Origin of the sequence: Comamonas odontotermitis (assembly GCF_040396735.1) — a bacterium.
Classification (GTDB): domain Bacteria; phylum Pseudomonadota; class Gammaproteobacteria; order Burkholderiales; family Burkholderiaceae_C; genus Comamonas; species Comamonas odontotermitis_C.
Genome location: NZ_JBEBNZ010000005.1, coordinates 1 through 14110, shown reverse-complemented (window position 1 = coordinate 14110; position 14110 = coordinate 1). Strand labels below are relative to the sequence as shown.

The window sequence follows — 14110 nt, the reverse complement described above, 5'->3', positions numbered from 1 at the left end:
CGTAAGCCTGCGACCATGTCTGTTTGATTGCCGCTGGGTGACACGCCCCAGCGTGCGCCCGAGGCCATGCCGACCGGTATGGCCGCCAAGATGAACTGCAGCGCACGATACGCACACATCCAGCGTGCGCTGCCAAAGCTGGGGACGATTCTTCGTGATCACCGAACTCGAATTCAAAAGTCTGGCCAACCAAGGCTACAACCGCATTCCTCTCGTCGCTGATGCGTTTGCGGATCTCGAAACACCTCTATCGCTGTATTTGAAGCTCTGCCACGCGCATGACGATGGCAAACACAGCTTTTTGCTGGAATCCGTCGTGGGTGGCGAGCGCTTTGGCCGCTACAGCTTCATCGGCCTGCCTGCACGCACTCTGCTGCGCGCCACCGGTTTTGGTACCGCTGCCAAGACCGAGGTGGTGACCGACGGCCAGGTGGTGGAGACGCACCAGGGCAATCCGCTTGATTTCATCGCTGCGTACCAGCAGCGCTTCAAGGTGGCGCTGGGCGCGGGCCTGCCGCGCTTTTGCGGCGGCCTGGCGGGTTACTTTGGCTACGACGCCGTGCGCTACATCGAGAAGAAGCTCGAAAACAGCTGCCCACCCGACACCCTGGGCACGCCCGACATCATGCTGCTGCAGTGCGAAGAGGTGGCAGTCATCGACAACCTCTCGGGCAAGCTCTACCTGATCGTCTACGCCAACCCCGGCGAGGCAGAGGCCTACAGCAAGGCCAAGAAGCGCGTGCGCCAGCTCAAGGAGCAGCTGCGCTATTCGGTCAGCGTGCCACGCATCCGTGCGGGCGAAAGCTATCCGGCCGAGCGCAGCTTTGCCAAGACGGATTACCTGCGAGCCGTCGAAGAAGCCAAGGAGATGATTGCGGCGGGCGATTTCATGCAGGTGCAGGTGGGCCAGCGCATCCACAAGCGCTACACCGAAAGCCCGCTGTCGCTATACCGGGCGCTGCGCTCGCTCAATCCCAGCCCTTACATGTACTACTACCACTTTGGCGACTTTCAGGTGGTGGGGGCGAGCCCCGAGATCCTGGTGCGGCAGGAGCAGGTCGAGCATGAAGGCGGCGTGGGCCAGAAGATCACCATCCGCCCGCTGGCTGGCACGCGCCCGCGCGCATCCACGCCAGAGAAGGACAAGGCAACCGAGCACGAGCTGGTGAACGATCCCAAAGAGCGTGCCGAGCATGTGATGCTGATCGACCTGGCGCGCAACGACATCGGTCGCATCGCCAAGACCGGCAGCGTCAAGGTGACCGAAGCCTTTGCGGTGGAGCGCTACAGCCATGTGATGCACATCGTGAGCAATGTGGAAGGCATTCTGAAAGACGGCATGACGAGCATGGACGTGCTCAAGGCCACCTTCCCGGCAGGCACGCTGTCGGGCGCGCCCAAGGTGCACGCAATGGAAGTGATCGACCAGCTCGAACCCGTCAAGCGCGGCATCTATGGCGGCGCCTGCGGCTACCTGAGCTATGCCGGTGACATGGACCTGGCCATTGCCATCCGCACAGGCGTCATCAAGGACGGCATGCTGTATGTGCAGGCCGCAGCTGGCGTGGTGGCCGATTCGGTGCCCGAGCTGGAGTGGAAAGAGACTGAACACAAGGCGCGCGCACTGCTGCGCGCGGCCGAACTCGTAGAGGAAGGACTGGAATGACCCGCGCTATCGACAAAGTGCAAGACTGCAACACCATGACCGACGTGCGCCGCCATGTGAACGCGCTCGACGACATCCTGGTGCCGCTCTTGGTGGAGCGCGGCGGCTACATGACCCAGGCTGCCAAGGTCAAGAACAACCCCGAGCTGGTGCGTGATGAAGAGCGCATCGAGACCATCGTCAGCCGCGTGCGCGAACGCGCGGCGCTCGAAGGCGGCCAGCCCGATGTGATCGAGGCCATCTACCGCGCGATGATGGAAGCCTACATCGCCTATGAACACCGTGAACTGGCGCGCCTGCAGGCAGGCGGCACACCGAGGGAGTGACGATGAAAAAACTGTTGATGGTCGATAACTACGACAGCTTCACCTACAACATCGTCCAGTACTTTGGCGAATTGGGTGTCGATGTGGTCGTGGTGCGCAATGACGAAACCTCGCTCGACGAGATTGCCGCCCACCAACCGGACTGGCTGGTGATATCTCCCGGGCCCTGCAGTCCGGCGGAGGCCGGAATTTCGGTGCAAGCCATCCAGCACTTTGCCGGCAAGCTCCCTATTTTGGGCGTATGCCTGGGCCACCAGGCCATTGGCGCAGCCTTTGGCGGCAATATCATCCGCGCGGTTCAGCAGATGCACGGCAAGACCAGTGTCATCCACACCACGCAGCAAGGCGTGTTTGCAGATTTGCCAGAGGAGTTCACCGTCAACCGCTACCACTCGCTGGTGATCGAGCGCAGCACCTGCCCCGATTGCCTGGAAGTGACGGCGACCAGTGAAGACGGTGAAATCCAGGGCGTGCGCCACAAGACACTGCCGATCCAGGGCGTGCAGTTCCACCCCGAGAGCATTCTGACCGAGCACGGCCACGCCATGCTGAAGAACTTTCTGGAGCAGCGCTGATGACTGGCGCCGCCGTCCTGGCTCCGCAGTTTGCGTACAAGCGCTGGGCCAACAAGGAATTGGTGCAACTGGGGATGGCGTCGCAGCATCTGCTATCGGCCGATGAACTGCGGCTCTTTACCCGCATCCTCAACCACACCTGGGTGGTCGATCAGATTTTTTCCGCGCACATGCAAGGTGGGCAGCACCACTTCAGCGCAACCAATACCGAAGATACCCCAACACTGGCTGATCTGCAGGCCCGCCTGGCCCATTCCGACGCGCAGCTGGAGCTGTATGTGCAGGGCCTGCAGGATGCGCAACTGGGCGAGCTGATCCTGTTCCGCTTTACCGATGGCGATACCGGCAGCATGACGCGCAGCGAAATGCTGCACCACCTGGTCGTGCATGGCACCTACCACCGAGGGGCGGCCGGGCGCGTTCTGGCAACACATGGCGTGGCCTTGCCGCGTGATTCGCTCACCACCTTCTTGCACCGGCTGGAGCCGGGGCGCCGATGGCAGGCCTAGCTTGCATTCGTCCTCATCCGTTTGAATGATCTAGGAAACCCCATGTCGATTACCCCCCAGGAAGCGCTGCAGCGCACCATCGAGCACCGTGAAATCTTCCACGATGAAATGCTGCATCTGATGCGCATGATCATGAAGGGCGAGCTGTCGCCGGTGATGACGGCATCCATCCTCACCGGCCTGCGCGTCAAGAAGGAAACCATTGGCGAGATCAGCGCGGCTGCCGAGGTGATGCGCGAGTTTTCCAACAAGGTGCATGTGAACGACCGCAGCCACCTGGTCGACATCGTCGGCACCGGTGGCGACGGCGCCAACACCTTCAATATCTCCACCTGCTCCATCTTCGTGATCGCGGCTGCCGGCGGCAAGGTCAGCAAGCACGGCGGGCGCAGCGTATCGAGCAAATCCGGCAGTGCCGATGCGATGGAGGCGCTGGGCGTCAACATCAACCTCAAACCCGAACAGATTGCGCAGAGCATTGCGCAGGTGGGCATCGGCTTCATGTTCGCGCCCAACCACCATCCGGCCATGAAAAACGTGGCGCCCGTGCGCAAGGAGCTGGGCGTGCGCACCATCTTCAACATCCTGGGCCCACTCACCAATCCGGCGGGTGCGCCCAACATCCTGATGGGGGTGTTCCACGAAGACCTGGTCGGCATCCAGGTGCGCGCGCTGCAGCGCCTGGGCGCCGAGCACGCACTGGTGGTGTATGGCCGCGACGGGCTCGACGAGATCAGCCTGGGCGCTGGCACCCTGGTGGGCGAGCTGAAGGACGGTGTGGTGCGCGAGTACGAGATCCACCCCGAAGACTTTGGTATCCAGATGGTCGGCACCCGTGCCTTCCGCGTGGACAACCCCGAAGAATCCAAAGCCATGCTGCTGGGCATTCTGCAGGGCGAAAAAGGCCCGGCGCGCGACATCGTCTGCCTGAATGCAGGCGCGGCGCTTTATGCGGCCAATGTGGCGGAATCCATCGAAGACGGCCTGCGGCGCGCGCGCGAGGCAATCGACACCGGCGCTGCACTGGCCAAGCTCAAAGCGCTGGTGGCATTCACCCAGCAGTACGCCAACGCCTGAAGAAAGTAATACCTATGTCCGATATTTTGAAGAAGATCTGCGACGTCAAAGTCGAAGAAGTCGCTGAAGCGAAAAAGCGCTTGTCGTTTGAAGGCATGCGCCGCGATGCGGAAAGCCGCGTCGTGACGCGCGATTTTGTAGGGGCCTTGCGCGCCAAAATCACTGCGGGGGAGGCGGGGGTGATTGCCGAAATCAAAAAGGCGAGCCCAAGCAAGGGCGTCATTCGTGCAGATTTTGACCCGGCCGACATTGCACAAAGCTACATGGTGGGCAATAGCAACAACAAGGCCAAAATTCACGGTAACGCGACGGCGGCGTGCCTGTCGGTGCTGACGGACCGTCAGTTCTTCCAGGGCGAGCCCGACTTTCTGAAGCAGGCGCGTGCCAGTACTTTGCTGCCGGTGCTGCGCAAGGATTTCATGGTCGATCCCTACCAGATCTATGAATCGCGGGCGATGGGCGCTGACTGCGTGCTGCTGATTGCCGCCTGCCTGGATGACGCGCAGATGGCCGAGATGGAGCAGATCGCGCGCAGCCTGGACATGGCCGTGCTGGTGGAAGTGCATGACGGGGCCGAGCTGGAGCGTGCCCTCAAGCTCAAGACGCCGCTGGTGGGTATCAACAACCGCAACCTGCGCACGTTCGAGGTGGATATCCAGACGACGCTCGATCTGCAAAAGCACGTGCCTGCCGACCGCCTGCTGGTGACGGAATCGGGCATCATGACCCGCGACGATGTGAAGACCATGCGCGATGCCGGTATCAACGCCTTCCTGGTGGGTGAGGCGTTCATGCGTGCGGATGAGCCGGGCGAAGCGCTGGCTGCCTTGTTTGCCCATCCGGTCGAGCGCGCTTAATTTACTATCAAAAAAAGAGCTGCTCGCGCGCTACCCTGGCGCGCGAGCAGCTCTCTTTTTTGTGGAAGGGCCGGCGCTATTTCCTGGCGCGGATCTGCTCCAGTTGCTCGGTGAACCACTGCTTGCTGTCGATCTCGGGCTGGCCGGGGCAGCGCACCCGGTAGGGTTTGCTCGACATGCTGCTTTGGCTGGCGGCATGGTCGATGAAGGCTTCGCTCGTGGGCACCAGCTTTTTCTTCAGCAGGTAGTCGTACTTGCCCTGCAGATGCTGGCTGGCCTGTTTGGCGCTGTACCAGCTGCCATTGCGGTTGAACTCGCAGCCGGATGTGAGCAGGGCCGAAAACAGGCCGTCAATTTCGATGGCTGTGGCCGCTTGCGGAGTGGCGTGCACGGAGGCGGCTGACAGGCAGGCGGCTGCCAATGCGGCCTTGGTGAAGGTGAGGATGGAAGATGGCATGCGCAGATATTGCCGTGAACTGCCCCTTCACGCTGTAAACCTGTGTTAACATTTTGTTGAGAATTATTCGCATTCGTAAATGTGAGTCGCCATGGCGTGCCCTTCTGCTGCTGTGCAGGGGCCCCTTGATGGCGACCCGCACGCTCGCCTCAGCCAGGCAGACTTCTGCCGTGCCCAGCCAGCAGGCCTGATCCATCTCCCCATCCAGCGTTGCTCTGACGACCTGCCAGCCGTACCGGGTAGGGCTGGCGTCGTTTTCACGCACCAGGTGGGTGGATAGATGGAATGACACCATCGCCGAGGTCTATCTTGAAAACCAAACTCCTGAGTGCGCGCAAGGCGCGTCGTCTGCATGGCGTGGCTGCTGCCATGCTTGCCATCTCTCCTGCTGCATGGGCGCAATCCGCACCCATGGCGTCCTCCTCAGCGCAGAATGCGCCGGAGTCCACCTTGAGTGAAGTCAAGGTGCAGGCCGCGCAAGACAAGAGCCAACTGCCGCGCCTTGCACCGGGCGGCCAGGTAGGCAAGGCTGCCGGCCTGGGCCTGCTGGGAAACGTCGACACCATTGATGCGCCCTTCAACATCACCGCCTACAGCAGCGAACTGATGCAGGATCAGAATGCATCCACCGTGGCTGCCGTGCTGGAAAACGACCCTTCGGTGCGCTTTACCACCAACACCGGTCACATCAACGAGAACTACCTGATCCGCGGCTTTGACATCAACGCCAGCGAGGTGGCCATGAATGGCCTCTACGGCATTGCGCCGGATAGCAACATTCCTACGGAATTCATTGAACGCGTGGAGCTGCTCAAGGGGCCGGGCGCATTGCTGAGTGGCATGTCTCCGGCAGGCGGCGTAGGCGGCGTGGTCAACATCGTCACCAAGCGGCCCACGGCGCAGCCGCTCACACGGGTGGCAACCTCCTTCACTTCGGGATCGCAGCTACAGGCGCATGCCGATGTGTCGCGCCGCTTCGGGCCGGAAAACCGCCTGGGCATCCGCTTCAACGGCCTGCTGGGCAATGGCGAGACGTCGGTGGACGACCAAAAGCGCCGCCGCAACCTGGGCGCGCTAGCGCTCGATTACCAGGGCGACCGCTTCAGCCTGGGGCTGGACGCCTACCGCTACCGCGCGCACATGAACAACGGCAGCCCGGTGATGGTGAGCTTTGCCAAGATGGACCACCTTATCGACGCGCCCGATGGCCGCAACAACCTGTTCCGGGGCGTCAATTCGGTGGTCGAGAACGAAGGCGTGGTGCTGCGCGGCAGCGTCGATCTGAATGACCGCTGGCAGCTGTACGGCAGTGCGGGCCGCGCGCTGCACCATTACACCGGCCAGCCCACGGGCACGCGCGTAGTGCTCAATGCGGTGGGCGACGGCTCGGCCATCGGCCAGACCTACAACCTCGAAGGCTTTACCAACACCACCGCCTGGGAGACCGGCGTGCGTGGCAGCTTCGAGACCGGGGCGGTCAAGCACCAGGTGGTGGTGGCCTATAACTTCATGAACCAGAAGAGCGGTCGCGCACTGCCGATCACCGTCAGCCCCAACTACACCACCAACATCTATGATCCGGTCGACCCCATCCTGGCACCGGGGCGCCAGGGCATGCGGCGCGAGAACGACAACGACATCAGCAGCCTGGCGCTGGCCGATACGCTCTCGTTCGCGCAGGACAGGGTGCTGCTGACGCTGGGCCTGCGCCACCAGCGCGTGCACCAGAAGATGAAGGGCTACGACGAATCAGCCGTGACACCTGCTGTGGGCCTTGTCGTCAAACCCTGGGGAGACGACGTATCGCTGTACGCCAACTACATCCAGGGCCTGAGCCCGGGCGTGGAAGTGGGATCCACGTACGCCAACGCGGGCGAGGTATTTCCGCCCTACAAGACCAAGCAGATGGAGATGGGCGTGAAGTGGCGCGCTGGCGCGTTCACCAATACGCTGGCGCTGTTCCAGATCGAAAAGCCATCGACCGTGATCGACAGCGCCACCAACACGCTGCAGCTGGGCGGTGAGCAGCGCAACCGGGGCGTGGAATGGAACACCTCGGGCGAGGCGCTGCGTGGCCTGCGTGTGCTGGGCGGCATCGCCTACCTGCAGCCCCGGCTGACGGGTACGCAAGGCGGCAAGAACGACGGCAACGACGCCTTTGGCGCGGCGCGCTGGACGGCCAACCTGGGTGGCGACTGGGACATTCCGGGCCTGCCCGGCGCAGCGCTGAGCGGCCGCGTGGTGCACACCGGCAAGCAGTGGGTCAACGCCGCCAACACCTTGCGTGCCCCCAGCTGGACGCGCGTGGACCTGGGCGCGCGCTATGCCACCACGGTTGCGGGCAAGAAGACCGTGTTCCGCGCCAATGTGGACAACGCCTTTGATCGCAAGTACTGGGCAGGTGCCTTTGCCGACAACTTCCTGACCGTGGGCGCACCGCGCACCTACCGCGTCAGCGCCTCTGTGGACTTTTAAAATGATAGCTACAAGCGCTTTTCTGATGCGCGCAGACGCCCTGCTTTATCTGAGGCCATGGTGCAAATCCCCAGGCTGTATCACCGCCGTACTGGCTGCTGCCAGCCTGCTGGCGGCTTGCACCCCGAGCCACCGCATGAACACTGAAATTGCATCATCGACCGCGCAGGCTGCGGCGTCCTTCCCCGTGCTGGCCGTCGGCACGGCCGTGCAAGGAACGCTTGCGCCGGGCACGCAGCAGCGCTGGCAGCTCGACGCCCGCGCGCTGCCCGCCGGCAGCGTGGTGCGCGGCGAGATCGATGCCACCGGCCTGCAGCTGGATGTGCAGGATGCACAGGGCCGGCACGTGCGGCGGCTGCTGGGCAAGGATGCCCGAGGCGAAGGCTTTACCTGGCAGGTACAGGCGAGCGAGCAGCTGGTGTTGCACGCCAGTGACGCACCGGTTGTTGGGTACGCTACCGCAAACACAATAGCTGGTGGCGTGCAGCCTACGGGCGCTACCCCCGAAAACGGCCAATATCGCCTGCTGCTGGCGCAAGCCTGGCAGCCTGCCGCCGACCAGCAGGTGAAACTGCCCGAGCGTCCGTTGCAAAGCCAGCGCCTGCAGGCGCTGGCCCAGCAGTTGCAGGCCGGAGGCAATACCGAAGCCTTCTGGCGCGAAGTGGCGCAACAGGGCGCGCCATTGGTCGAGCCATGGAGCGAGCGCGAGCGCCTCGTCACCTTTGTGTGGCGCGGCGCGCAGCACAGCGTGCGGCTGTTCGGGTCGCCCAGCGGCAACCATGAATCGCTGCAGCGCCTGGGCGCGTCCGATGTGTGGTGGGCCAGCTTTGTGATGCCCAGCGATGTGCGGCTGAGCTACGGGTTTGCGCCCGATGTGCCCAATATCGATGCCCCCGCGCAGGACCAGCGGCGCAGCATTCTCGCCACCTTGCAGCGCGATCCCTTCAATGCCCGTACCTGGGGCGCAGGAGCAGATGGCGTGCCGCCGGTAGACCGCTACCAGGGCCGTTCTGTGCTGCAGCTGGCCGATGCGCCGCCCCAGCCGTGGCGCCAAAGGCGTGAAGGCGTGCCGCACGGCGATCTGCAGCGCCACTGGTTCACCTCTCAGGCCCTGGGCAATGGGCGGGATGTATGGATCTACCGCCCTCGGGGCTGGTCGCAGACACCAGCGGCGCAGCGCAGCGTGCTGGTGCTGTTTGACGCGCATGCTTACCTCCACGATGTACCCACGCCGCAGATCGTGGACAACCTGGTTGCCGACCAACTGGTCCCCAGCACCGCCGTGGTGCTGGTGGGCAATGCCAGCAGCGCGCTGCGCGGCAAGGAACTGCCGCCCAACCCCACCTTTGCCCGCATGATGGGCGAGGAGTTGATGCCGTGGCTCGCTGCGCAGGGCGTTGACGTGCCTGCAGCGCGCACGGTGCTGGCCGGGTCCAGCTATGGCGGCCTGGCATCCAGCTACGTGGCGCAGCAGTACCCCGGGCGCTTTGGCAAGGTGCTGAGCCTGTCGGGCTCATACTGGTGGGCCCCTGAGGGCGAAGCGCCCAATGCACTGGCACGCTGGTGGGAGGCTGCACCTCGCTTGCCGGTGGAGTTCTACTTTGACGCCGGCTTGTATGAAAGTGCACGCGGTGGTCAGGCGGGCATTCTGGAGACGAGCCGTGCCCTGGGCGACGTGCTGCGCGCCAAAGGCTACCGCGTGACGCAGGTGGAGCACAACACCGGCCACGACTACGTGCATTGGCAGGGCTCGCTTGCCTGCGGACTGGTGGCGCTGTTGCAGCCCGCCAGCTGGAGCCGGGTGCAGGGGGCGTGTGCGTCTGCCGGTGGAAAGTGAGCCGATGCGCGCGCCAACCGGCAAAACTAACCAAACGGTAATCCGTCGGTAATGCCGAGCACCCCGGTGTCTGTCTAGCATGGAGCCCGCGCCACGCGGCGACATAAGCAGACAGAACACCAGGGGCAAGGATGCAATTTCTCTTCAACTCCAACACCGGCCGAGGGCTGGTGTGGGCCACCACGGCTGCCACCATGGCGCTGGCATTGTCCGGCTGCAGCGGCAGGAATGATGCCGCTGCGCAAGAGGCGGACGCATCCCGCCCCAAGGCCGCTGCGCTGGCGCCTGGCCAGGTGCGGCTGCAGCCCGCATCGCTGAAGATGCTGGACATTGTCAGCCTGACGCAGTCTGGCGCCGCACAGACCGTGGCCATGCCCGCGCGCGTTGCCTTCCAGGATGACAAGGTGGCGGCTGTCGCCATTCCGGTCGAAGGGCGGGTCGTGTCGGTCAATGTGCAGGTGGGAGACAAGGTTCAGGCTGGCGACACGCTGGCAACCTTGGTCAGCCCGGAGGCGCTGCGCATCCGCTACGAAGTGGAGGCTGCGCGCACTGCCAGGGAACTGGCAGTGGTGGAAGAACAGCGCCAGCGCACCATGGTGGCCAAGGGCGTGGGCGTGGAGATGGAGCTGCGCGCGGCGCAATCCAAGCTGCATGAAACCTCCCAGGAACTGGCGCGCGCGCAGGGCGTGGCCGCCTTGCTGGGTAACGGAAGCGGCGACAAGATTGTGCTGCGTGCTCCACGGGCGGGTGTCATCGCCGAGCGCAATGCCGTGCCCGGCGCGGCAGCGGAGTCGGGGGCGGCGCTGTTCCTGGTGGGGGATCCGGGCGCGATGCGCATCGTGGCCGATGCCTTCGAAGGCGATCTGGCGGGCATCCACGTCGGTGCCGACGCGGTGGTCAAGGTGCAGCAGTTGGCACTTGCCACGCAAGGCACCGTGCGCAATATCGGCGCCGTGCTGGACAAGGAATCGCGCCGCGCGACGGTGCTGATCGACATGAAAACGCAGGCCCCCGGCCTGCGCCCCGGCATGCAGGCATCGGTGGAGATACCGCTGGCTGCCACGCAGCAGATGCTGATTCCGGTGACTGCGGTGCTCATCAAGGATGGCGACCGCTCGCTGGTCTTTGTGCAGGTGGATGAGGGGGTCTTCGAGGCGCGCACCGTGGTGCTGGGCCAGCCGCTGCGCGGCATGGTTCCAGTCCAAAGCGGGCTCAAGGCCGGCGACCGGATTGTGGTGCGCGGTGGATTGCTGCTGGACGGCGCAGCCAGCCAAATGCTGTAAGCAGGAAAACACCCGTGCTGCGCTCTTTGATTTCCTTCGTCGTGCACCGCCGAATGCTGGCGCTGTGCGCCACGCTGCTGATCGCCATCTACGGCGTCTATTCCTACCTGAACACCGCCATCGAGGCCTATCCGGACGTGACGAACGTTCAGGTGGGCGTGATTGCCCAGGCCCCGGGCCTGGCACCTGAAGAGGTGGAGCGCCAGATCACCCAGCCGCTGGAGCGCGAGCTCAACGGCACGCCGGGCCTGATGTCGCTGCGCTCGGAGAGCTACTTCGGCCTGTCGATGATCAACCTCGTGTTCGACGACAACGCCGACAGCTTTAAGGCCCGTGCCGAAGTGGCGCAGCGGCTGCCGCAGGCCGATCTGCCGCAAGGGGTGACACCCGAGATGGCGCCCGACTACACCCCGCTGGGCAAGATTTACTACTACCGCCTGCAAAGCGACCGCCACACGCTCGCCCAGTTGCGCACCGAGCAGGAGTGGCACGTTACCCGCGTGCTCAAGCAGATTCAAGGCGTGGCCGATATCGTCAGCATCGGCGGCTTCGTCAAGGAGTTCCATGTCGAGGTCGATCCGCAAAAGCTCTACAGCCTTGATATCTCGCTGGAAGATGTGGGCGATGCACTGTCCAAGTCCAACCGCAATGTCGGCGGCGGCCTGCTGCGCCGTGGCGAGCAATCGCTGATCGTGCGCGGCATTGGCCTCCTGGGCAAGCCCGAGGACATTCAGCGCGTGGTGGTGGCCATGCGCGGCGAACAGGCGGTGACGATAGGCGACGTGGCGCGGGTGTTCCAGTCGCACACGCCGCGCCAGGGCTCGGTCGGCATGGACGAGCACGATGATGTGGTTGAAGGCATCGTGCTGCTCAAGCGGGGCGAGAATCCCTCGCGCGTGCTCGACCAGATCCACCTCAAGGTCGATCAGCTCAATGGCGGGGAGCTGCCGGAGGGCATGAAGATGGTGACGAGCTACGACCGCTCCACCCTGGTGGGCCACACGCTGGCCACCGTGCAGCACAACCTGCTGTTTGGCGCGGTGCTGATCGTCAGCGTTCTGTGGCTGGTGCTGCGCAGCCTGCGCGGCTCCATCATCGTGGCCACGGTGATTCCGCTGTCGCTGCTGGTGGCCTTCATCGGCCTGCATTGGCTGGGCATGCCCGCCAACCTCATCTCGATGGGCGCCATTGACTTCGGCATCATGGTCGACGGTGCGGTGGTGCTGGCCGAGAACATCATCCGCAATGCGCGCCAGCGCAAGCCGCAGACGCAGGCTGACATGCGCCACATCATCATCGACTCTGCCGTGGCCGTGGCCAAGCCCACCCTGTTTGCAATGGCGATCGTGATTGCGGCGCTGATCCCCGTATTTTCGCTGCAGAGCATCGAAGGCCGCATTTTTCGCCCGCTGGCGATGACTTATACCTTTGCGCTGCTGGGCGCGCTGGTGTTTGCCATGGGCCTGGTGCCCGCACTGTGCGCCTTGCTGCTCAAGCCCAGGCATGTGATGGTGGAGGAGCCCAAGGTGTTCGAGCATGCGCAGCACGGCTATGAGCGCTGGATCGGCAAGGTGCTGCAATCGCGGCGCGCGCGCTGGTTGGTGGCCCTGGTTGCCGTGGTGATCCTGGCTGTGGCGGGCTATTCCGGGCGCTGGCTGGGGACGGAGTTCCTGCCCGAGCTGGACGAGGGCGATGCCTATGTGCTGGTGGAAATGCCTGCATCCATCTCGCTGGAAAAAGGCCAGGAAGTGCTGCGCGAGGTGCGCCTGCGCCTGGGACAGTACCCTGAGGTGATCTCGGTCATCTCGGAGCAGGGCAGGCCGGAATCCGGTACCGACAATGAAACCCTGAACCTGGCCAAGGTGCTGGTGCGCCTCAAGCCCCATGAGCAGTGGACCCCAGGCCTGACCAAGCCGCGGTTGATCGACCAGATGCGCGAGAGCCTGCGGGAAATACCCGGTGTGGCCTTCAATTTTGCACAACCCATTCGGGACAGCGTGGAGGAATCCAGCTCCGGCGCGCGCGGCCAGGTGGTGCTCAAGATTTTCGGGCCGGAGATTCCACAGCTGCGCGCGCTGCTGCAAAAGACGGTGGACGTGGTGCAGCCGATTGCCGGCGTGGTGGATCTGGGCCTGTACCGCGACGCCCCGGCGCCGCAGGTGCACGTCACCTTCAACCGCGACGCGCTGGCGCGCCAGGGGATCGATATGGATACCGCGCAGAAGACCCTGGAGATGGCGCTGGCAGGTGATGTGGTCACCACCTTGTGGGAAGGGCAATACCCCGTGCCGGTGCGTGTGCGCCTGCCTTACGTCAACCGCATGGACGAGGCCCGCATCCGCGACATCGCCATCCCCACGCCCAAGGGCCAGTCGTTCCCACTGCATGCGCTGGCCGATGTGCAGGTGGCCATCGGCAACTCTTCCATCTTCCGTGAAGGCAATGCGCGCTACATGGCGCTGAAGTTCAATGTGGAAGGGCGGGACATCGGCTCGGTGGTGAAGGACACGCTGGCCGCGTTCTCGCAGAACGTGAAGATGCCCGAGGGCTACACCGCCGTGTGGGGTGGCGAGTGGGAAAACCAGCAGCGCGCCGCCGCACGCCTGAAGGTGGTGGTGCCGCTGTCGCTATTGATCGTGTACGCCCTGCTGTTTGGTGCGCTGGGGCGCGCACGCAGCGCAGGCGTGATCATGTTGTGCGCGCCGTTCGCCATGGTGGGCGGTATCGTGGCCCTGCATGTGACGCACATCGAGCTGTCGATCAGCGCGGCCATCGGCTTCATCGCGCTGCTCGGGCAGGTGGCATTGGTGGGGCTGCTCGTGCTGTCGAGTGTGGAAGAGCGCCGCCGCGCCGGCCTGCCGCTGCTGCAGGCCCTGGTGGAGGGCACGGCCGAGCGCATGCGTTCGGTCATTCTGGTGGCGCTGCTGGCACTGCTGGGCCTGCTGCCCATGGCCATGTCCACCGGCGTAGGCAGCGAAACCCAGCGCCCTTTCGCGTCGGTGATCGTGGGCGGCATGATGGTGCTGCCGCTGATCGCCCTGGTGCTGC

At 64.1% G+C, this 14110-nt stretch carries 11 protein-coding genes; 10 read left to right on the top strand and 1 reads right to left on the bottom strand.

All coding sequences use genetic code 11. The features are described from left to right. Window positions 1-154: 154 nt before the first annotated feature. Genes trpE through trpC form a run of 6 tightly spaced genes read left to right on the top strand, consistent with a single transcriptional unit; the run spans window position 155 to window position 5010 of the window. Complete coding sequence (trpE, locus tag ACH2DG_RS06830) at window positions 155-1666, top strand: anthranilate synthase component I (protein WP_395025009.1); 1512 nt, start codon at window positions 155-157, stop codon at window positions 1664-1666. After that, the gene (locus ACH2DG_RS06825) at window positions 1663-1992 is read left to right on the top strand and encodes a chorismate mutase (RefSeq protein ID WP_395025006.1); all 330 of its coding nucleotides are present in this window, start codon (window positions 1663-1665) and stop codon (window positions 1990-1992) included. The genes trpE and ACH2DG_RS06825 overlap by 4 nt, the downstream gene beginning before the upstream one ends. Window positions 1993-1994: 2 nt before the next feature. Further along, on the top strand, window positions 1995-2567 hold the full coding sequence (locus ACH2DG_RS06820) for an anthranilate synthase component II (protein WP_395025005.1): 573 nt from the start codon (window positions 1995-1997) through the stop codon (window positions 2565-2567). After that, complete coding sequence (locus tag ACH2DG_RS06815; RefSeq protein WP_395025003.1) at window positions 2567-3076, top strand: DinB family protein; 510 nt, start codon at window positions 2567-2569, stop codon at window positions 3074-3076. The genes ACH2DG_RS06820 and ACH2DG_RS06815 overlap by 1 nt, the downstream gene beginning before the upstream one ends. 42 nt (window positions 3077-3118) lie before the next feature. Continuing rightward, window positions 3119-4153: an anthranilate phosphoribosyltransferase gene (gene trpD / locus ACH2DG_RS06810; protein ID WP_395025001.1), complete on the top strand. Its 1035-nt coding sequence runs from the start codon at window positions 3119-3121 to the stop codon at window positions 4151-4153. Between the two features lie 14 nt (window positions 4154-4167). Next, window positions 4168-5010: an indole-3-glycerol phosphate synthase TrpC gene (gene trpC / locus ACH2DG_RS06805; protein WP_395025000.1), complete on the top strand. Its 843-nt coding sequence runs from the start codon at window positions 4168-4170 to the stop codon at window positions 5008-5010. Window positions 5011-5086: 76 nt separating this feature from the next. Here the strand turns inward: trpC and ACH2DG_RS06800 are convergent, their stop codons facing one another. Continuing rightward, the gene (locus tag ACH2DG_RS06800; protein ID WP_395024999.1) at window positions 5087-5467 is read right to left on the bottom strand and encodes a DUF5329 domain-containing protein; all 381 of its coding nucleotides are present in this window, start codon (window positions 5465-5467) and stop codon (window positions 5087-5089) included. A 369-nt stretch (window positions 5468-5836) separates the two neighbouring features. Between ACH2DG_RS06800 and ACH2DG_RS06795 the strand changes: the two genes are divergently transcribed. The 4 genes from ACH2DG_RS06795 to ACH2DG_RS06780 form a co-directional block, all read left to right on the top strand. Continuing rightward, window positions 5837-7942: a TonB-dependent receptor gene (locus ACH2DG_RS06795; protein WP_395025201.1), complete on the top strand. Its 2106-nt coding sequence runs from the start codon at window positions 5837-5839 to the stop codon at window positions 7940-7942. 136 nt (window positions 7943-8078) lie between these two features. Next, window positions 8079-9779 (top strand): enterochelin esterase domain-containing protein, encoded by a 1701-nt coding sequence (locus tag ACH2DG_RS06790; protein WP_395024997.1) that lies wholly within the window; start codon window positions 8079-8081, stop codon window positions 9777-9779. A gap of 131 nt (window positions 9780-9910) precedes the next feature. Then, entirely contained in the window at window positions 9911-11062 is a 1152-nt protein-coding gene (locus ACH2DG_RS06785) for an efflux RND transporter periplasmic adaptor subunit (RefSeq protein ID WP_395024995.1), read from the top strand. Window positions 11063-11076: 14 nt separating this feature from the next. Next, window positions 11077-14110 (top strand): efflux RND transporter permease subunit (locus ACH2DG_RS06780; protein ID WP_395024994.1); only part of this gene is annotated, 3034 nt, incomplete at its 3' end.

What these genes read in the sequence shown, in the direction of transcription:
- trpC (WP_395025000.1), top strand. Translation starts at nt 4,168, where the DNA reads ATGTCCGATATTTTGAAGAAGATCTGCGACGTCAAAGTCGAAGAAGTC.
- ACH2DG_RS06825 (WP_395025006.1), top strand. Translation starts at nt 1,663, where the DNA reads ATGACCCGCGCTATCGACAAAGTGCAAGACTGCAACACCATGACCGAC.
- ACH2DG_RS06800 (WP_395024999.1), bottom strand. Translation starts at nt 5,467, where the DNA reads ATGCCATCTTCCATCCTCACCTTCACCAAGGCCGCATTGGCAGCCGCC.
- ACH2DG_RS06820 (WP_395025005.1), top strand. Translation starts at nt 1,995, where the DNA reads ATGAAAAAACTGTTGATGGTCGATAACTACGACAGCTTCACCTACAAC.
- ACH2DG_RS06785 (WP_395024995.1), top strand. Translation starts at nt 9,911, where the DNA reads ATGCAATTTCTCTTCAACTCCAACACCGGCCGAGGGCTGGTGTGGGCC.
- ACH2DG_RS06790 (WP_395024997.1), top strand. Translation starts at nt 8,079, where the DNA reads ATGAACACTGAAATTGCATCATCGACCGCGCAGGCTGCGGCGTCCTTC.
- trpD (WP_395025001.1), top strand. Translation starts at nt 3,119, where the DNA reads ATGTCGATTACCCCCCAGGAAGCGCTGCAGCGCACCATCGAGCACCGT.
- ACH2DG_RS06815 (WP_395025003.1), top strand. Translation starts at nt 2,567, where the DNA reads ATGACTGGCGCCGCCGTCCTGGCTCCGCAGTTTGCGTACAAGCGCTGG.
- ACH2DG_RS06795 (WP_395025201.1), top strand. Translation starts at nt 5,837, where the DNA reads ATGCTTGCCATCTCTCCTGCTGCATGGGCGCAATCCGCACCCATGGCG.